This is a genomic window from Micromonospora sp. NPDC049081 (genome assembly GCF_040648835.1).
Classification (GTDB): Bacteria; Actinomycetota; Actinomycetes; order Mycobacteriales; family Micromonosporaceae; genus Micromonospora; species Micromonospora antibiotica.
The window spans coordinates 742373-761772 of record NZ_JBEZEK010000001.1 but is presented as its reverse complement, the minus strand read 5'-3'; the positions used below and the strand labels follow the sequence as shown (position 1 = coordinate 761772).

The window sequence follows — 19400 nt, the reverse complement described above, 5'->3', positions numbered from 1 at the left end:
CGACGCCGGTCGGGGTCAGCCCGGGTCGAGCCGACGTCGGCGCTCCGCCCGCCACCACTGGTACGCCAGCACCGCGCTGGCGATCAGCCCGAGGCTGGCCGGGGCGGCGGCGTACCAGTTGATGCTGCCGGGGGAGCTGGCCGCCGCGCCGATGGCGGCGTAGCCGAAGGCGGTCGGGGCGGAGGCCAGCACGCTGCCGACCAGGAACGGCAGCACCCGCGCTCCGGTGGTGCCGTAGCCGTAGCTGACCAGGCCGAACCCGGCGATCGGCAGCATCCGTACGGTGATCACGCCCAGCACGCTCTGCCGGGCGAACCAGCCGTCGAGCCGGGCCAGCCGGCCGCGTACCCGCTCGGCGACGAACTCCCGCCCCAGCACCCGGCCGACGGCGAAGCCGAGCGCGGCGGCCAGCAGCGCCGCGCCGAGCGCGTACGCCGCCCCCTCCAAGGCACCGAAGACGGCCCCCGCCACGAGCGTGACGAACGTCCGGGGGACGAGCGCCACCAGCAGCAACGCCCCGACGACGATCCCGACGACCGGGGCGTACCCGCCGAGGGTGTCGGCTAGCCGGGGCAGCTCGCCGACGTCCGGCCGGGGTGCCACCAGCAGCACCGCCGCGAACCCGACGAGCATGACCAGCAGCAGGGCGAACCGCCGGGCGGACGGCTGACCGAGCGACCGCCGGGCGGCGGCGACCGCGGCCGCCCGACGGTGGGTCATGTCCGGGCGGCGGAGGCCACCGCGGCGCGGCGTTCGGAGCGGAGCCGGTCGGCCCAGGTGTCGTCCAGCGGGGGGAGCTGGTGCGCGCCGGTGGCCCAGCGCAGCAGCAGGTCGGCCAGGGCCGGGTTACGGGCCAGTGCCGGCCCGTGCGAGTAGGTGCCCAGCAGGCTGCCCCGCCAGGCCCCCTCGGTGACGCCGTCGTTGCCGACCCCGGCGCTGACCCGGGCCAGTGGCGACACACCGGGGCCGAGGTGGGTCCGGCCGCCGTGGTTCTCGAACCCGGACAGCGCCGGCACCCCCAGCCTCGGGTCGATCTCGCCGGCCAGCTCGCCGACCGCCCGGGTGGGACCCCGGTCGGAGGAGAGGTCGAGCAGCTCCAGCCCGGCGCACTTGGTGCCCTTGGCGAAGAAGGAGGTGCCGAGCAGTTGGTAGCCGGCGCAGACGCCGAAGACCACCGACCCCTGGGCGACGGCCCGGTGCAGGCCACCGTCGGCGAGCAGGCGCTGCGCGCCGAGTGCCTGCGGGCCGTCCTCGCCGCCGCCGATCAGGTAGATGTCGGCGGTGGCGGGCAACCGCTGGTCGGAGCGGACCTCCAGCACCTCGACCGGCATCCCGCGCTGCTGCGCCCGGCGGGCCAGGATCAGCAGGTTGCCCCGGTCGCCGTAGGTGGAGAGCAGGTCGGGGTAGATCCAGACGATACGCAGGCTCTCAGTTGACACGGTCCAACTCCGCTCGGATGTCCTGGAAGGCGGTGTAGTTCGCGATGACCTCCAGCCGGCCCGGCGGCACCGCCCGGACCGCCTCGCCGAACGCCCGGACGTGCTGGAACGGCACCCCGTTGACGTCGAGCCGGACCGCCAGGTCGTACGCCCGGTCACCGGTGATGAGGACCTGCCGGCCGCGCAGCGGGGCGAAGTCGACGTCGAACAGCCAGGAGGTGTCCAGCCCGTCGGGGTCGCGGGCGTTGATGGACAGCAGGGTCGGTGCCTCGTCGGCCATGTCGAACGCCTCCAGCCAGCTGGCCGGGTTCTTCGCCAGCAGCAGCCGGATGTTGCGGCCGTCCCGGTCGACCTGGGCGTACCGGCCGGCGACCGAGCTGACCGTGTGCAGCCGGGAGACCGCGTCGACGGGGCGTACCCCGAACTCGGCGGCGACGGCGAGGGCGGTGGCCGCGTTGCCGAGGTTGACCTTGCCGGGGAGTTGGAGGGTCACCTTGTGCCAGGCCCCGGTGGGGTCGAGCACACCGTCGTCCTCCACCGTCCACTGGGCGTCCGGGCGGCGCAGCGGGCAGCCGGTGCACCACCACTGCTCGCCGGAGCGCTGGATGGTGGAGCCGCACTCCGGGCAGACCCAGGAGTCGTCGTGCCAGCGCTGGCCCGCGCTGAACCAGGTGACGTGCGGCGGGCGGACGCCCCGGGCGGGGTCGGCCGGCGGGGTCGCCGCCCAGACCACCATCGGGTCGTCGGCGTTGGCCACCACCCGCACGTCGGTGTGCCGGATCAGGGCGGCCCGCCAGAGCTGCGCCATCATGGCCACCTCCTTGGCCCGGTCGAGCTGGTCGCGGGAGAGGTTGAGCAGGGCCACCACGTGCGGCTCGGTGGCCTCCAGCACCTGCGCGAGGTAGTGCTCGTCGACCTCCAGCACCGCGTACGGGGTGCTGCCGGCCTTGGCCAGCGCCGAGGTGTGCCCGGTGGGCATGTTGGCGCCGAAGGAGTTGGTGGCGACCCGGCCGAGCACGCCGACGGCGGCGGCGCTGAGTCGGGTGGTGGTGGTCTTGCCGTTGGTGCCGGAGATCAGCGCGATGGCGCGACCGGCCGAGAGGTGGGCCAGCAGGTCCGGGTCGATCTTCAGCCCGATCCACCCGCCGATCACCGAGCCGTCGCCCCGGCCGGCGGCGCGCGACAGCGCCGCGGCGGTCCTCGACACGGAGCTGGCCACCTTCGCCCGCAGGGGCATCTTCGCGTCTGTCACGCGAGCGAGGTTACCGGACCTCCGCGCCCGCCAGATCGCCGCCGACGGCGAACCGTTCGGTCGGGGTGGGCCGGGCGTCCGGTCGGGGAGCGCTCCACCGGACGGAGTCGATCAATGTCGGGTAGCGGACGCGGCGCGGGGGCGGCTCGGCCCTCCACTTCGCTCCACCGGCTCTGACGTGCGGTTTTAGCCCCGCCGGCGACGCGCCGGGCGGGCGATTCTGGTTGCAGGTGGAGGGAAGTGGAGTAGAGTGGGGCGCATTGGTGAGGCCGGGAGGGCCCACCGGCCCAGGGGGTCAGCGGCGCCGCGAACGCCGCTCAGGGCGAGGGGGTTGGGCCGATGTTCCTCGGCACCCACACTCCGCGCCTGGACGAAAAGGGTCGGTTGATCCTTCCGGCCAAGTTCCGGGACGAACTGGCGGGGGGTGTCGTGATCACCAAAGGACAGGATCGCTGTCTCTACGTCTTCCCCACGCCCGAGTTCCAGCGGATCGCCGAGCAGTTGCGCGCGCAGCCGATGACGAACAAGGCGGCCCGGGCCTACAGCCGGGTCTTCTTCGCCAGCGCGCACGACGAGGTCCCCGACAAGCAGGGCCGGGTCACCATCCCGGCCCACCTGCGGTCCTATGCCGCGCTCGACCGGGATCTGGTGGTGATCGGGGCGTCCACCCGGGTGGAGATCTGGGACCGGGCGGCCTGGGAGAGCTACCTCGCCGACAGCGAAGACGACTTCGCCGACATCGAGGAGGGGGTGCTGCCCGGCGGTCTGTAGGGCGTGGCGACGCCCGACGTACTGCGAGATCTCCAGCCGCTTTCGAGTTCCTGGCGCCCCTTCCCCGGTGCCAGGGGCACGATCTCCACCCCGGGTCGGTGACCCGGAGCCGGAGCGGGAGCGGATGGGGATCTGGCGGTACGACGGTACGGCGTCGTCCGACGAGCAGAGCGCGACACGACGAGACTTATTCCACAGTGGGGGTCGACATGGGGGAGCTGCGCGGCACGCACGTGCCGGTGCTGCTCGAGCGGTGCCTCGAGCTGCTGGCCCCCGCGCTGGACCGGGGCGGCCGTACGGTCCACGTCGATGCCACGCTGGGTCTGGCCGGGCACGCCGAGGCGGTGCTGCAACGGCACCCGCACACGGTGCTGATCGGCCTGGACCGGGACACCGAGGCCCTGGCGCACGCCCGGGTCCGGCTGGCCCGGTTCGCCGACCGGATCCACCTGGAGCACGCCGTCTATGACGAGCTGCCCGAGGTGGTGGCGCGGTTGGGCTATCCGGGCATCGACTCGGTGCTGTTCGACCTGGGCGTCTCCTCACTGCAACTCGACGCGCCCGACCGCGGGTTCGCCTACGCCCAGGACGCGCCCCTGGACATGCGGATGGACCAGACCGGGGGGGTGACCGCCGAGGAGGTGGTCAACAGCTACTCCCACCCGGACCTGGCCCGGGTGTTGCGGGTCTACGGCGAGGAGAAGTTCGCCGGCCGGATCGCCTCGGCGATCCTGCGGGAGCGGGAGCGGGGCCGGATCACCTCGTCGGCCCGCTTGGCCGAGCTGGTCAGGGAGAGCATTCCGGCACCAGCGCGACGAACCGGGGGACACCCGGCCAAGAGAACGTTTCAGGCTTTACGGATCGAGGTAAACAGGGAACTGGTGGTGCTGGAGACGGCGCTGCCGGCTGCCCTCGACACGCTCAACGTGGGCGGCCGCATGGTGGTCCTGTCCTACCACTCGTTGGAGGACCGGCTCACCAAGCAGGCGCTCGCCGACCGGGTCCGCAGTAAGGGCCCGGTCGACCTCCCGGTGGAACTACCCGGGTCGGGTCCGACGTTCCGGCTGCTCAGCCGGGGTGCCGAACTCGCCGGGGAGGCCGAGGTCACCGCGAACCCGCGGGCCGCATCCGTGCGGTTGCGGGCGGCGGAGCGACTCGACCCGACCACCGGGCAGCAGGGGCGGACCGACCGCGAACGGTCCCGCCGACGGGTCAGGGCGATGCACCAACCGGGCACGGGGTCGACGCCGGGTTCCACAGTGGATGACGGGGCGACGCCGGGGGACGGCAGGACGGACGAACAGGGGGAGGGGACATGAACGTCAACAAGCGTGACGACCGCGACGCGGTCGTCGGGCAGCGCGCACCGCGGTCGGGGGGCCGGACCACGGCGCAGCGCACGACCCGTACCACGATGCCGGCGGACCTCGCCGGTCGAGCGGGGGAGGCTCGCCGGGGGGCGCGCGAGTTCCCCACCCAGGGCAGCGCCGCGTTGCGGCCGGCCGAGCAGCCGGCCACCCGGGCCACCGGCACCGGTTCACCCCGGCTGCGGGTGGCGCCGCCGCCGCCGGTCCGGGTGCCCCGGGCGCCGTTCGCGGCACTGATCGTGGTGCTGGTGGTCGGTGGGGTGCTGGGCATCCTCGCCGTCAACACCAAGATCAACGAGAACGCGTTCCGGCTCCAGCAGCTCCAGCAGCAGCAGGCCCGCCTCGACGTCGACCAGCAGCAGCTGGAGAAGCAGATCGAGGAGGCCAAGGAGCCGGGCAACCTGACCGCCGAGGCCCGCAAGTTGGGCCTGGTGGAGGCCGGCGAACCGGCGTACATCCGGCTGCCGGACGGTCGGCTGATCGGCGTGCCGCAGCCGGCCGACGGACAGCCGGCGATCACCAGCCAGCAGGGCAACGGGGGGTAACACCCGTGCCACCCAGATCCGACGAACCGCGCCGGGACGCCACGGGCTCCCGGCGCGGATCGGTTCGTGGTGGGGCCGCCCGGGGCGGCGAGCCACGCCCGCCGGAGCCCCGCACACCAGAACCACGGACCCCGCAGTCGCGCACCGGCGAACCCCCGGCCGCCGGGCCCCGGGCCGGTGAACCCCGGGGACAGGGCCGGGCCGGGGACGCCCGCACCGGGCAGCCCCGCGCCGGGGACGGCGGGGGGATCTCCGACGCGCGGGCGTACACCCCCCGGGGGCGGACCATCCGGGAGAGCAGCGACGAACGGGGCGGGCAACGGCGTACCCCCCGGGCCGGCCGCTCCGGCGACCCGTTCCGGCCCGCCCTCCAGGTGCTCGACGGCGGCCGGGCCGCCGCCAACCGGGCCGGCCGCCGGGAGGCCGCCCCGACCGGGCGCACCGGCGTCATCCGGACCGTGCCGGCCACGGCCGCCCCCGACGACGACGAGTTCGCCGATCCGCCCGCGCCACGCCGCCGCCCCGGCCGCACCACCCCGCGCCGCACCGACACACCCGGCCGGGGTGCCCCCCGCCGGACCGAGGCACCCCGGCGCACCGACCGGCCCGCCGGCCGGCGACCGGTGCGCAAGCCGCGTCGCCCGCCGAAGCTGGCCGAACCGCGACGCCGGCTGCGGCTGGGCACCGCGCTCGTGCTGGCGGTCTTCGCCGTGATCGGCATCCGGCTGGTCGTCCTGCAGGCCGTGGACACCCCGGCGTACGCCGGCGGTGGCGTCGGCAACCGGCTCAGCCGGGTCGAACTGCCGGCTCCGCGCGGGTCGATCGAGGACCGCAACGGCGCCCCGCTGGCCCGCAGCGTCGAGGCGCGGTACGTCTTCGTCGACCCCACCCTGGTCAAGGACCGGACGGAGACCGCGAAGCTGCTCTCCCCGCTGCTCGGCATTCCCGTCTCCGAGCTGGCCGAGAAGATGAAGCGCCAGGGCGGGCTCCAGTTCCGTTATCTGGCCCGGGGCGTCGACATCGCCCAGGCCAAGCAGATCGAGGCGCTCGAACTGGCCGGCATCGGCACCCACCGTGACGAGCGCCGCGAGGTGCCCGGCGGTGACCTGGCCGCCAACCTGGTCGGCTTCACCAGCCCGGACATGGACGGCCTGGAGGGGCTGGAGGCCCGCTACGACGACGTGCTGCGCGGGCAGGACGGCCGGTGGGTCTACGAGGCCGGCGCGGGCGACCTGGACGCGCCCATCCCCGGCGGCTACAGCCAGACCACCGCCCCCAGGCCGGGCAGCTCGCTGGTGCTCACCACCGACCGGGACCTCCAGTTCCAGGTGCAGCAGATCCTCAGCCGGCAGATGGCGCAGACCCGGGGCGCGATCGGCGCGGCCGTGGTGCTCGACGTCAAGACCAGTGAGGTGCTGGCCCAGGCGAGCAACCCGACCTACAACGCGGCGTCACCGGAGCAGAGCCGGCCCACCGACCGGGAGGACGCGGCCACCAGTTTCGTGGTCGACCCGGGTTCGGTGCACAAGGCGATCACCTACGGCGCGGCGTTGCAGGAGGGCGTCATCACCCCGGACAGCGCCTGGCCGGTCGCCAACACCATCACCCGGGGCGGGGTGACCTTCCGCGACACCCACCCGGCCGAGGGCAAGAAGTTGAGCGTGGCCGGGATGCTTGCCTACTCGTCAAACGTCGGCACCATCGAGATCGGCGACCGGCTCGGCCCGGACCGGCTGATCGACTACCAGAAGCGGTTCGGGTTGGGGCAGCCCACCGGCGAGGGGATGCCCGGCGAGGCGTCCGGGCGGCTGCTCCCGGCCGACCAGTGGAGCGGCTCGTCCTACGGCTCGGTGCCGATCGGGCACAGCGTCGACGCCACCCCGCTGCAGATGGCCGCCGCGTACGCCACGATCGCCAACGACGGCACCTACGTCCAGCCGCACCTGATCAAGGAGGTGGTCGGGGCGGACGGCAAACGCACCCCGGCCGCCGCCCCGGTCACCCGTTCGGTGCTCAGCCCGAGCAACGCCGCCGCGCTGCGTACCCTGCTGGAGGCGGTCACCACCGTCGACGGCGCGACCGGCCTGGCCGCCGCCGTGCCCGGCTACCGGATCGCCGGCAAGACCGGCACCGGGCTGCGCTACGTCAACGGCAAGCAGCAACCCGGCGAGGTCGGCTCGTTCATCGGGATGGCCCCCGCCGAAGCACCCCGGTACGTGGTGGCGGTCTTCGTGTGGAACCCCGAGGGCGGTGGCGGCGCGGTCGTCGCCCCGGCGTTCCGCGAGATGATGGGCTTCACGCTGCGTCACTACCGGGTCCCGCCGTCGCGCGGGAAATCTCCCAACTTCGAGGTCTTTCCGCGCTGACCGGGAACGGCGGGACATCATCGGTGAGTGCCGACGAACCACCGGGGCGGCTGTGCGGCCGGAACCGGACGACCGGGTAGGGTCTGACGCCGTGCCCGGCAATCCACGCCCCCGTACCGTGCCCGGAGTCCGGCTCGGCGACCTCGCCGACCGGCTCGCCGTGACGCCGCCGGCCGACGCCGCCGCGCTGGTCGTGACCGGGGTGACCCACGCCAGCCAGGAGGTCCGCCCCGGCGACCTGTACGCCGCGCTGCCCGGTGCCCGCCGGCACGGCGCGGAGTTCGCCGCCGCCGCCGCCACGGCCGGCGCGGTGGCCGTGCTGACCGACCCGTCCGGTGCGGCGGCGGCCGGCGCGACCGGGCTGCCCGTGCTGGTGACGCCCGACCCCCGGGCGGTGCTGGGTGAGCTGGCCGCCGCGGTCTACGGCGACCCGACCGACGGGCTGACCGTGATCGGGGTGACCGGCACCGCCGGCAAGACCTCCACCGCCTACCTGATCGAGTCGGGGCTGCGCGCCGCCGGTCACGTCACCGGCCTGATCGGCACGGTGGAGACCCGGTTGGGTGAACTGGTGATCGACAGCGTCCGGACCACCCCGGAGGCGACCGACCTGCACGCGCTGCTCGCCGCCGCGCGGGAGCGTGGGGTGACCGCGGTGGTCATGGAGGTGTCCAGCCACGCCCTGGCGATGGGCCGGGTCGGCGGGGTCCGGTTCACCGTCGGCGGCTACACCAACTTCGGCTCCGACCACCTCGACTTCCACGCCGACTCGGCCGACTACTTCGCCGCCAAGGCGAAACTGTTCGACGGGCGCTGCCGGGTCGAGGTGCTCAACCACGACGACCCGGCCCTGCGTCCGCTGTTCCGCCCGGCCACGGTCAGCTACTCGGCGGCCGGCGACCCGACCGCCACCTGGTGGGCCGACCGGGTCGGCGGCGAGGGCTACGCCCAGCGGTTCACCGCCCACGGCCCGGACGACCTGGCCCTGCCCGCCGGGGTGGCGCTGCCCGGCCGGCACAACGTGGCCAACGCGCTGCTCGCCGTCGCCTGCCTGGTCGCCGCCGGGGTCGACCCGGCGACCGCCGTCGCCGGGGTGGCCGCCTGCGGCGGGGTGCCCGGCCGGCTGGAACTGGTCAGCGGGGACGCGCCGGTGCGCGGCGTGGTCGACTACGCGCACAAGACCGACGCCGTGGTGGCGGCCCTGGTCGCGTTGCGCGACACCGGCACCGGCCGGTTGATCTGCGTCATCGGCGCCGGTGGTGACCGGGACCGGGGCAAGCGGCCGGTGATGGGTGCCGCCGCCGCCCGGGGCGCCGACGTGGTGCTGGTGACCGACGACAACCCGCGCACCGAGGACCCGGCGACGATCCGGGCCGAGGTGCTGGCCGGGGCGTACGCCGCCGACGCCGCCGCCCGGATCGTCGAGGTGCCGGGCCGGCGGGAGGCGATCGCCGAGGCGGTGCGGCTGGCCGAACCGGGCGACGTGGTGGCGCTGCTCGGCAAGGGACACGAACGCGGTCAGGAGATCGCCGGCGAGGTGCACCCGTTCGACGACCGCACCGAGCTGGCGCAGGCGCTGCGCGTCCGCTTCGGCGACCTGGCGGGTCGCCGGTGATCCCGCTGAGCCTGGCCGAGGTCGCCACGGCGGTCGGTGGCCGGCTGCACGCCGCCGACCCGGCCACCGTGGTCACCGGTCCGGTCGAGTTCGACTCCCGCAAGGTCGCCGCCGGGGCGCTTTTCGTCGCCTTCCCCGGTGAGCGGGTCGACGGGCACGACTACGCCGCCGGTGCGGTCGCCGCCGGTGCGGTGGCGGTGCTCGGCACCCGGGAGCTGCCCGGGGTGCCGATGGTGCTGGTGGACGACGCGCTGGCCGCGCTGGGCCGGCTGGCCCGCACGGTGGTGGACCGGCTGCCCGGGCTCACCGTGATCGGGTTGACCGGTTCCTCGGGCAAGACCACCACCAAGGACCTGATCGCGCAGCTCGCCGTGCGGCTCGGCCCGACGGTCGCCCCGCCCGGGTCGTTCAACAACGAGCTGGGGCACCCGTACACCGCGTTGCAGGCCACCGCGCAGACCCGGTACCTGGTGATGGAGAAGGGCGCCCGGGGCGTGGGACACGTCCGCTACCTCTGTGACGTGGTGCCGCCGCAGGTCTCGGTGGTGCTCAACGTCGGGGTGGCGCACCTGGGCGAGTTCGGTTCGGTGGAGAACATCGCCCTGGCCAAGGGGGAGCTGGTGGAGGCGCTGCCGGCCGACGGGCTGGCCGTGCTCAACGCCGACGACCCGCTGGTCGCCGCGATGGCGTCGCGCACCGCCGCCCGGGTGGTCCGCTACGGCGAGTCCGCCGACGCCGACGTCCGCGCGGTCGACGTCACCCTGGACGAGCGGGGCCGGCCGGCGTACACCCTGGTCACCCCGGAGGGGACGGCCCCGGTGCGGCTCGGCCTGACCGGCCGGCACCAGGTCTCCAACTCGCTCGCCGCGGCGGCGGTGGCCCGGGAGCTGGGCATGCCGCTGGCCGAGCTGGCGGCGGCCCTGGGCGACCTGGGGTTGGTCTCCAGCCGCCGGATGGACGTCTTCACCCGTCCCGACGGGGTGACCGTGATCGACGACTCGTACAACGCCAACCCGGCCTCGATGGCGGTGGCGCTGCGGGCGCTGGCCGGGATGCACCGGGGCGGGCGGACGTTCGCCGCGCTGGGCTACATGGCCGAGCTGGGCGCGTACGAGGACGAGGGGCACCGGGAGGTCGGCCGGCTCGCGGCCGAACTCGGTGTCGACCGGCTGCTCGTGGTGGGTGAGCCGGCCGCGCCGATCCACGAGGGCGCGACAGCGGTAAGTGACTGGGGAGGAGAGTCGGTGCTGCTCACCGATCAGGCGGCGGCCGTCGAGGTGCTGCGCAGCGAGCTACGACCGGGCGACGTCGTCCTGGTGAAGGGCTCCCGGTACCGCACCTGGGAGGTCGTCGACGCCCTGCGGGCCGACGCCCAGGTTGACGGGCCCGGCGCGGGGGGTGCCGCGTGAGGGCGGTCATCGTCGCCATCGGCGTGGCGTTCCTGGTGTCGCTGCTGGCCACCCCGCTGGCGATCAAGGTGTTCGCCCGGCTCAAGGCCGGCCAGCCGATCCGATCGAACCTCGGGCTGGCCAGCAACGAGGGCAAGAAGGGCACGCCGACGATGGGCGGCGTGGTGTTCATCCTGGCCACGGTCATCGCGTACGTCGCCGGCCACCTCGCCCTGACCACCCTGCCGGACGCGCAGATCGCCCAGGTCGAGCCGACCATCACCGCCCTGGTGCTGCTGGGGCTGATGGTCTTCTCCGGCGCGGTCGGCTTCATCGACGACTTCCTCAAGGTGCGCAAGCGGCACAGCGGCGGGCTCAACAAGCGCGGCAAGCTGTTCGGGCAGATCCTGGTCGGCGCGGTCTTCGGGGTGGTCGCGCTGTACTTCCCGAGCAGCATGACCGACGCCAGCGGCGCGACGACCAACACCGAGACCGTGGGCAGCACCACGCTGAGCTTCATCCGGGACATCCCGGCCCTGGAGATCGGCAAGGTCGCCTCGGTGATCGTGATCATCATGGTGGTGATGGCGGCGACCAACGGGGTCAACCTCACCGACGGGCTGGACGGGCTGGCCACCGGCGCCTCGGTGATGGTGCTGGCCGCGTACGCGCTGATCGCGTTCTGGCAGTACCGGCACTGGTGCGCCGACCCGACGTACACCGCCAACCCGGACAACTACTGCTACGCCGTCCGGGACCCGTTGGAGATCGCGCTGATCGCCGGGGCGGCGGCCGGGGCGTGCGTGGGCTTCCTGTGGTGGAACACCTCGCCGGCCCGGATCTTCATGGGCGACACCGGCGCGCTGGGCCTGGGCGGGCTGATCGCCGGGATGGCGATGTCCACCCGTACCGTGCTGCTGCTGCCGATCCTCGGCGGGCTGTTCGTGATCATCACGATGTCCGTGGTGATCCAGATCATCTCGTTCCGCACCACCGGCAAGCGGGTGTTCCGGATGTCCCCGCTGCAGCACCACTTCGAGTTGGCCGGCTGGAGCGAGGTCAACATCGTGGTCCGGTTCTGGATCATCGCGGGCATCGGGGTGGCCATCGCGCTGGGCCTGTTCTACAGCGACTTCCTCGCCAGCATGGGCTGATCGCGTTCCGGGCCGGTACCGGCCCGCGCGCCGGTTCCGTCCGCGCCGGGCCGCCGCCGGACCACCGGCGGACGGGGGTTCCTCCTACCGGAGGGGCCCCCGTCGCGCATTTCGACACGCCGACCGGGGGGAACGGCCGGAACCGGCCGCCCGCAGCGGCGATGATGGGCGGGTGGGGGAGGACCGAGGCACCAGCACCGGCACGACGGCGCAGACCCAGCCACGGCGGGTCGCGGGCGCGGGGCGTACCGCCGATCCGCCCCCGGTGCTGTCCGGGCTGGGACCGGCCGGCGGCCTGGCGGCGCTGCGCGGCCTGCTGGCCCGCCCGCTGGCCTCCTACTACCTGCTGCTGTCCAGCGCCGGCCTGCTGCTGCTGATCGGCCTGACCATGGTCTTCTCGGCGACAAGCGTGCGCGACTACGCCGAGGCCGGCGACGCCGCCGCCTCGGTGACCAAACAGGCCATCTTCGCGGTGATCGGCATCGTCGCGTTCTGGGCCTGCCAGCGGCTGCCGGCCAGCACCTTCCGCTCGCTGGGCCGGCCGCTGCTCGGCGGGGCCGTGGTGCTGCTGCTGGTGCTCAACCTGCTGGTGGCGCTCAACGCGCTGTTCGGGCTGAAGTCACTGGGGCCGCTGCAGGCCAACCTGCTCTGGCTCTATCTCGGGCCGATCCAGGTGCAGCCCGCCGAGCTGGCCAAGCTGGCGCTGGTGCTGTGGGGCGCGCACGTGGTGGCCCGCAAGGGCGCCGCGCTGGGCTGGTGGAAGGAGTTGGCCACCCCGCTGTTCCCCGTCGTCGGCCTGCTCTTCGTGCTGGTCGGCTACAACGACCTGGGCAGCATGCTCTGCCTGCTGGCCATCGTGGTCGGGCTGCTCTGGGCGGCCGGGGTGCGGCTGCGGGTCTTCGCCGCCCTCTCCGCCGTCGGCCTGGCCGGCGTCGGCCTGCTCGTCGCGGTGGCCTCCCTCGGCGCCGGCTCCGGGGCGCGTGGCCAGGAGAACTACCGGCTGGCCCGGCTCACCTCGTTCCTCGACACGCCCGACCCGGCCAAGTGCGTCGAGGACGCCTGCTGGCAGATGGTCCAGGCCCGCAACGCCATCGAACACGGCGGCTGGTTCGGCGTCGGGCTGGGCAAGAGCAGTCTCAAGTTCGGCTGGCTGCCGGCCGCCCACAACGACTTCATCTTCGCCGTCATCGCCGAGGAGCTGGGCGTGGTCGGCTGCACCGTCATCCTGGTGCTCTTCGCCGTGCTGGCCTACACCGGGCTGCGGATCGCCCGCCGGGTCGCCGACCCGTTCCGCCGGCTCGCCGCTACCGCCGTCACCGCCTGGCTGACCGGCCAGGCCGTGATCAACATCGGTGGGGTGACCAAGCTGCTGCCGCTGACCGGGGTGCCGCTGCCGTTCATCTCCGACGGCGGCAGCGCCCTGGTCGTCACCCTGGCCGCGGTCGGCATGCTCGCCTCCTTCGCCCGCGCCGAACCCGACGCCGCCCGAGCCCTGCACGCCCGTCCGCCCGCCCGATGGGTCCGACTAGTCTGGGCCCCGTTGCCGCCGCTTCCCGGTGCGCGGAGCCGACCGGCGTCGCCACCGGCTGCCCCGGGGTCCGTACCCCGGGCGCGCGGGCGGCGACCCGACGATCAGGCCGTACCGCGCGGCGTCCGGCAGGACCGGACCCGCGGCGGGCCGGCGAGCGAGAGGAGACGCTGATGGGTCCGCTGCGTTCGGTGGTGCTCTGTGGAGGGGGCACCGGTGGGCACATCTACCCGCTGCTCGCCTTCGCCGACTGCCTGCGCCGACACGACCCGGGCGTCCGGATCACCTGCCTCGGCACCCCCAAGGGCCTGGAGAACGAGCTGATCCCGCCGGCCGGCTACGACCTGCGGCAGATCCCCGCCTACCAGCTGCCCCGCTCGGTCAACATGGGGCTGGTGCGCACCCCGGACCGGATGTGGAAAGCGGCCCGCGCCGCCGGCAAGGTGATCGACGAGGTCTCCGCCGACGTGGTCGTCGGCTTCGGCGGGTACGTCTCCGTCCCCGGCTACCTGGCCGCGTGGCGGCGCGAGATGCCGATCGTCATCCACGAGGTGAACGTCCCGCCGGGGGTGGCCAACCGGCTCGGCATGAAGTTCACCAAGAACATCGCCGTCGGATTCCCGCACCAGCCGGCCCAGGCGGAGGCGCTGCGCGACGCCCGGGTGGTCGGGGTGCCGCTGCGCCGGGGCATCGCCGGGCTGGACCGCTTCGCCATGCGGGCCGCCGCCCGCGCCCACTTCGGACTCCGCCCCGACCTGCCGGTGCTCTTCGTCGCCGGTGGCTCCCAGGGTGCCCGGTCGATCAACCTGGCGGTCTCCGGCGCGGCCAAGGAACTGTCCCGTAACGGCGTGCAGGTGCTGCACGTGATGGGTGCCCGCAACGAGCCGGTGCCGGTCCCCACCGACCTGCCGGTGCCGTACGTGGCGCTGCCCTACCTGTCCGAGATGGAGCTGGGCTACGCCGCCGCCGACCTGATGCTGGCCCGGGGCGGGGCGATGACCTGCGCCGAGGTGGCCGCCATCGGGCTGCCCACCATCTACGTGCCGTACCCGCACTCCAACCAGGAGCAGAAGCGCAACGCGCTGCCCGTGGTGGAGGCCGGCGGCGGGCTGCTCGTCGACGACGCCGAGCTGACCCCGGACTGGCTGGAGCGCACCGTGCTGCCCCTGCTGCGCGACCCGCAGCGGTTGTCCGCGATGAGCCACGCCGCCGCCGCGTACGGCCGCCGCGACGGCGACGTGGCCCTGCTCAACTTCGTCTACGAGGCGGTGGCCCGGTGAGCCGGTCCACCGCGACGGAAAGGTACCTGGCATGAACACCGCGCAGTTCACCCCGGCCGGCACGCTCACCGCGGAGGACCTGGGCCGGATCCACCTGATCGGGGTGGGTGGGGTCGGCATGAGCGGCCTGGCCCGGCTCTTCCTCACCCGGGGCCTGCCGGTCTCCGGCAGCGAACTGCGCGAGTGGCCGTCGCTGGCCGGGATGCGGGCGCTGGGCGGCACCATCCACATGAGCCACGAGGCGGCCAACCTCGACGGGGTGGACACCGTGGTCTACTCCTCGGCGATTCCGCAGGACCACCTGGAGATGGTCGAGGCGCGGCGGCGCGGGCTGCGGGTGCTGCACCGCTCCGAGGCGCTGGCGGCGGCGATGACCGGCCGGCGTACCGTCGCGGTGGCCGGCACCCACGGCAAGACCACCACCACCTCGATGGTGACCATGGTGCTCCAGCAGGCCGGCGTCGACCCGTCCTTCGTCATCGGCGGGGAGATCTCCGAGGTCGGCTCGGGCGCGCACCACGGCACCGGCGAGCACTTCGTGGTCGAGGCGGACGAGAGCGACAGGTCGTTCCTGATCTACCGCCCGTACGTGTCGATCATCACCAACGTCGAGGCCGACCACCTGAACACCTACGGCGACCTGGCCACCCTGGAGGCGGCGTTCGCCGAGTTCGCCCGGCTCACCGACCCGGCCGGGTTCGTCATCACCTGCGCCGACGACCCGGGCGGCCGGCGGTTGGCCGAGACGCTGCGTGCCGAGGGGCGGCGGGTCTGGACGTACGGCGAGGCGGCCGACGCCGACCTGCGGTTGTCCGAGATGGCCTCGTCCGCCCAGGGGGTGCGGTACCTGGCCGCGCTCGACGGCCGGTCGTTGGGCGAGATCCGGCTGCCGGTGCCGGGGCGGCACATGGGGCTCAACAGTGCTGCGGCGGTGCTCGCCGCCCACCTGCTCGGCCTGCCGGTGGCGGCGGCGGAGGCGGCGCTGGCCGCGTTCCCGGGGGTACGCCGCCGTTTCGAACGCAAGGGCGTCGCCGACGGTGTGCTGGTCTACGACGAGTACGCCTACCACCCGACCTCGATGACCCTGGCCCTGCAGACGCTGCGCGAGGTCGCCGGCGACGGCCGGCTGATCGTGGTGTTCCAGCCGTACCGGCTCTACCGCACCCGGGACCTCCAGGCGGAGATCGCCGCCGCCCTGGGCATCGCCGACGAGCTGGTGCTGCTGGAGGTCTTCGGCCCCGGTGAGCTGCGGCAGCCGGGTGAGGGGTCGGCGGCGTTGCTGGCGGCGGTGCCGTTGGACGCCGCGCACAAGGTCTTCGTGGACTCGTTCGACGACGCGCCGGTGGAGGTGGCCCGGCGGGCCCGCCCCGGTGACGTGGTGGTGACGATGGGTGCCCCGCCGATCTCCCTGCTGGGCGACCAGCTGCTCGACGCGTTGACCGTCCGGGCCGGCGGGGTCACCGAACCGGTCGCCCCGGGCCCGGTCGTCGGCCCGGACGGCACGGTCTCCACCACCGGATGAGTCCGGGGCCGGCGCGGGGCCGTCCCGCGGGCGCGGACGGTGGTGGTTCCCGGCGTGGTCCGGCACGGCGCTGGCAGCTCGTGCGGGCCGGTAGCGATGCGGTCCCGCCGTCCACCCGGCGGTTCATGGCGCGGGCCCGGCAGCGGCGGATGCGGGCCGCCCTGCCCTGGGCGGTGGTCGCCGGGGTGCTGGTGCTGGCCGGCCTGGTGGCCTGGGCGATGCTCGGCTCCGGCCTGTTCGGGGTGCGCGAGGTCCGGGTGGAGGGGGCCCGGCTGGTCACCCCGGTCGAGGTGCGCGACGCGGCGGCGGTGCCGGACGGGGCGCCGCTGGCCCGGGTGGACCTGGCCGCGACGGCCCGGCGGATCGGCGGGTTGGCCCCCGTCGAGCGGGCCACCGTACGCCGGGACTGGCCGGACACCCTGGTGGTGACGGTGGTGGAGCGGACCGGGGTGGCGGTGGTGCCCCGGGACGACCAGTTCGTGGTGCTGGACCGCAGCGGGGTGGTGTTCCGGACGGTGCCCCGGCCCCCGGCGGGGTTGCCGCTGGTGCGGCTGGCCGCCCCGGGGCCGGACGATCCGGGCACCCGGGCGGCGTTGCAGGTGCTGACCGTGCTCACCCCGGCGTTGCGGGCCGCTCTGGTCGAGGTGACCGTCGAGGGGTTGGCCCGGATCGGGCTGACCCTGCGTGACGAGCGGACGGTGGTCTGGGGCGACGCGACCCGGGGCGAGGAGAAGGCGCGGGTGGCGACGGCGTTGCTGGGTCGTAAGGCCGACACGATCGACGTGAGCGCTCCTGACGTGGTGACCTTCCGGTGAGGCCCGTGTCGAACGTGAGTCGTTACTCTCGCGACGGCGACACGCCGGTGGGGTCCTTGGCTCTCGGCGTGGGGGCGCTTACGTTGCCCCGAAGAGGATCAGTGGTTGACATAACTCTAACCCTCTAGTAGAGGGTTAGGGTTCGCCTCTGATCCTCGCTGGTGACAGCTCGCCGACCACCGGTCTGAGCCACGCCGTACCGGGGCGGTGCGAGCCAATCTCGAACGGAAAGGACCGGAGATGACACCTCCGCACAACTACCTGGCGGTCATCAAGGTCGTCGGCATCGGCGGCGGCGGCGTCAACGCCGTCAACCGGATGATCGAGGTTGGGCTCAAGGGCGTCGAGTTCATCGCGATCAACACCGACGCGCAGGCGCTGCTGATGAGTGACGCCGACGTCAAGCTCGACGTCGGCCGGGAGCTGACCCGGGGACTCGGCGCGGGCGCCAACCCGGACGTCGGCAAGAACGCCGCCGAGGATCACCGCGACGAGATCGAGGAGGTGCTCAAGGGCGCCGACATGGTCTTCGTCACCTGCGGTGAGGGCGGCGGCACCGGCACCGGCGGGGCGCCGGTGGTGGCCAACATCGCCCGCAAGCTCGGCGCGTTGACGATCGGCGTGGTGACCCGGCCGTTCTCCTTCGAGGGCAAGCGGCGTCAGGTGCAGGCCGAGGCGGGAATAGACGAACTACGCAACCAGTGCGACACGCTGATCGTCATCCCCAACGACCGGCTGCTGGCCCTGGGTGACCGGGGCATCAGCATGATGGACGCCTTCCGCACCGCCGACCAGGTGCTGCTCTCCGGTGTCCAGGGCATCACCGACCTGATCACCACCCCGGGCCTGATCAACCTGGACTTCGCCGACGTCAAGAGCGTGATGAGCGGGGCGGGCAGCGCGCTGATGGGCATCGGCAGCGCCCGGGGGGAGAACCGGGCGGTGGAGGCGGCCGAGGCGGCCATCTCCAGCCCGCTGCTGGAGCAGAGCATGGACGGTGCGCGGGGCGTGCTGCTGTCCATCGCCGGTGGCTCCGACCTGGGCCTGTTCGAGATCAACGACGCCGCGCAGCTGGTCACCGACGCGGCCCACCCGGACGCCAACATCATCTTCGGTGCGGTCATCGACGACGCGCTCGGCGACGAGGTGCGGGTCACCGTGATCGCCGCCGGTTTCGACGGTGGCACGCCGGCGTACAAGGCGTCCGAGTCGCCGCGCAAGAGCAACCAGAACCAGCCGACGCCGCAGGCCCCGGTGGTCACCGCGCCGGCCACCATGCCGCCGCAGCAGTCGCCGCGCCGGGTGCTCTTCGACGACGTCGACGTGCCCGACTTCCTCAAGAACGGTTCCTGAGCCCGTTGATGACGGGCAGTCCCGCAGGCGGGCACGCCACCCCGACGACGCCGGACGGGTCCCGGGGCGGCCGGGCCACCCCGCCGGTGACCGGGCGGTCCGGCCGATGACCGCCGCGCCCGATCCGGTGGGTGCGGACCGCCGGGCCGCGCTCGCGGCCGGCCTGGCCGTGGTGCGGGCCCGGATCGCCGACGCCTGCGCCGCCGCCGGCCGGGACCCGGCCGGGGTGACCATGATCGCGGTGACCAAGACGTACCCGGCCGCCGACGCGGTCGCGCTGGCCGGGCTCGGGGTCACCGACCTGGGGGAGAACCGGGACCAGGAGGCGGCACCGAAGGCGGCCGAGGTGGCGGCGGCGGGGGTGGCCGCCCGGTGGCACTTCATCGGCCAACTGCAACGCAACAAGGCCCGTTCGGTGGTCCGGTACGCCGATGTGGTCCACTCCGTGGACAGTGTCCGGTTGGCCCGCGCGCTGGCCACCGCCGCGGAGTCCGGCCGGGACCGTCCGTTGGAGACGTTGGTCCAGGTCAGCATCGACGGCGACCCGGCCCGAGGGGGTGCCCTGCCGGGTGCCGCGGACGCCGACCGCGGGCTCGGTGCGGTGGCCGGGGCGTTGGCCGGGGCGGGGGCGCTGCGACTGGCCGGGCTGATGGCGGTGGCGCCGCTGGGCTGGGAACCGGAGCGGGCGTTCGCCCGGTTGGCCGAGGTGGCGGCGGGGTTCCGGACCGACCATCCGGGGGCGACGGCGCTCTCCGCCGGGATGAGCGGTGACCTGGAGGTGGCCATCGGACACGGCGCGACACATGTCCGCGTCGGCAGCGCGTTGCTCGGAATGCGTACCACGCTGCGGTAGCCTGACCGCGATAGAAGCAAATTACATCAGTGTTGTTCAGGAGCGGCGTCCCCAGGTCGGGGGCCACGACGGGCGAGCCGCGAATCGCGCGTCGAGGGATTGCCACTTCGATCCGGTGGGCATGGAAGTCCATTCGCGATCATGGCGACACG

The 19400-nt window shown here is 73.9% G+C and carries 16 protein-coding genes; 13 read left to right on the top strand and 3 right to left on the bottom strand.

The window, feature by feature from the left end:
- Positions 1 to 15: 15 nt before the first annotated feature.
- Genes AB0B63_RS02830 through AB0B63_RS02820 form a run of 3 tightly spaced genes read right to left on the bottom strand, consistent with a single transcriptional unit; the run spans position 16 to position 2676 of the window.
- Positions 16 to 720, bottom strand: a complete 705-nt coding sequence (locus AB0B63_RS02830) for a VTT domain-containing protein (protein WP_208569738.1) — start codon at positions 718 to 720, stop codon at positions 16 to 18.
- Positions 717 to 1439: a glutamine amidotransferase gene (locus AB0B63_RS02825; RefSeq protein WP_208569737.1), complete on the bottom strand. Its 723-nt coding sequence runs from the start codon at positions 1437 to 1439 to the stop codon at positions 717 to 719. The genes AB0B63_RS02830 and AB0B63_RS02825 overlap by 4 nt, the downstream gene beginning before the upstream one ends.
- A complete protein-coding gene (locus tag AB0B63_RS02820) occupies positions 1429 to 2676 on the bottom strand; it encodes a MurT ligase domain-containing protein (RefSeq protein WP_208569768.1) in 1248 nt (415 codons plus the stop codon). Before AB0B63_RS02820 ends, AB0B63_RS02825 begins: the two co-directional genes overlap by 11 nt.
- A 354-nt stretch (positions 2677 to 3030) precedes the next feature.
- Between AB0B63_RS02820 and mraZ the strand changes: the two genes are divergently transcribed.
- From mraZ to AB0B63_RS02755, 13 genes are all read left to right on the top strand, one after another.
- Positions 3031 to 3462, top strand: coding sequence for a division/cell wall cluster transcriptional repressor MraZ (gene mraZ / locus AB0B63_RS02815; RefSeq protein WP_208569736.1), 432 nt, complete (start codon positions 3031 to 3033; stop codon positions 3460 to 3462).
- Positions 3463 to 3671: 209 nt separating this feature from the next.
- The gene (gene rsmH / locus AB0B63_RS02810) at positions 3672 to 4781 is read left to right on the top strand and encodes a 16S rRNA (cytosine(1402)-N(4))-methyltransferase RsmH (protein WP_208569767.1); all 1110 of its coding nucleotides are present in this window, start codon (positions 3672 to 3674) and stop codon (positions 4779 to 4781) included.
- A complete protein-coding gene (locus tag AB0B63_RS02805; protein ID WP_208569735.1) occupies positions 4778 to 5374 on the top strand; it encodes a hypothetical protein in 597 nt (198 codons plus the stop codon). The genes rsmH and AB0B63_RS02805 overlap by 4 nt, the downstream gene beginning before the upstream one ends.
- A gap of 5 nt (positions 5375 to 5379) precedes the next feature.
- Positions 5380 to 7740, top strand: coding sequence for a penicillin-binding transpeptidase domain-containing protein (locus AB0B63_RS02800; protein ID WP_357014098.1), 2361 nt, complete (start codon positions 5380 to 5382; stop codon positions 7738 to 7740).
- Between the two features lie 52 nt (positions 7741 to 7792).
- Entirely contained in the window at positions 7793 to 9355 is a 1563-nt protein-coding gene (locus AB0B63_RS02795) for a UDP-N-acetylmuramoyl-L-alanyl-D-glutamate--2,6-diaminopimelate ligase (protein ID WP_357014095.1), read from the top strand.
- A complete protein-coding gene (gene murF, locus AB0B63_RS02790) occupies positions 9352 to 10764 on the top strand; it encodes a UDP-N-acetylmuramoyl-tripeptide--D-alanyl-D-alanine ligase (protein WP_208569732.1) in 1413 nt (470 codons plus the stop codon). Before AB0B63_RS02795 ends, murF begins: the two co-directional genes overlap by 4 nt.
- Positions 10761 to 11897 carry a phospho-N-acetylmuramoyl-pentapeptide-transferase gene (gene mraY, locus AB0B63_RS02785; RefSeq protein ID WP_208569731.1) on the top strand — a complete coding sequence of 379 codons (1137 nt, stop codon included), beginning with the start codon at positions 10761 to 10763 and terminating at the stop codon, positions 11895 to 11897. The genes murF and mraY overlap by 4 nt, the downstream gene beginning before the upstream one ends.
- A 295-nt stretch (positions 11898 to 12192) precedes the next feature.
- Complete coding sequence (locus tag AB0B63_RS02780; protein WP_208569766.1) at positions 12193 to 13599, top strand: putative peptidoglycan glycosyltransferase FtsW; 1407 nt, start codon at positions 12193 to 12195, stop codon at positions 13597 to 13599.
- Positions 13599 to 14705, top strand: a complete 1107-nt coding sequence (gene murG, locus AB0B63_RS02775; RefSeq protein ID WP_357014091.1) for an undecaprenyldiphospho-muramoylpentapeptide beta-N-acetylglucosaminyltransferase — start codon at positions 13599 to 13601, stop codon at positions 14703 to 14705. Before AB0B63_RS02780 ends, murG begins: the two co-directional genes overlap by 1 nt.
- 31 nt (positions 14706 to 14736) lie before the next feature.
- Entirely contained in the window at positions 14737 to 16227 is a 1491-nt protein-coding gene (murC, locus tag AB0B63_RS02770; protein WP_357014088.1) for a UDP-N-acetylmuramate--L-alanine ligase, read from the top strand.
- Positions 16224 to 17042 carry an FtsQ-type POTRA domain-containing protein gene (locus tag AB0B63_RS02765; protein ID WP_357014085.1) on the top strand — a complete coding sequence of 273 codons (819 nt, stop codon included), beginning with the start codon at positions 16224 to 16226 and terminating at the stop codon, positions 17040 to 17042. The genes murC and AB0B63_RS02765 overlap by 4 nt, the downstream gene beginning before the upstream one ends.
- A 240-nt stretch (positions 17043 to 17282) precedes the next feature.
- Complete coding sequence (ftsZ, locus tag AB0B63_RS02760; RefSeq protein WP_208569728.1) at positions 17283 to 18395, top strand: cell division protein FtsZ; 1113 nt, start codon at positions 17283 to 17285, stop codon at positions 18393 to 18395.
- A 106-nt stretch (positions 18396 to 18501) separates the two neighbouring features.
- Positions 18502 to 19248: a YggS family pyridoxal phosphate-dependent enzyme gene (locus AB0B63_RS02755; RefSeq protein WP_357014081.1), complete on the top strand. Its 747-nt coding sequence runs from the start codon at positions 18502 to 18504 to the stop codon at positions 19246 to 19248.
- Positions 19249 to 19400: the final 152 nt, after the last annotated feature.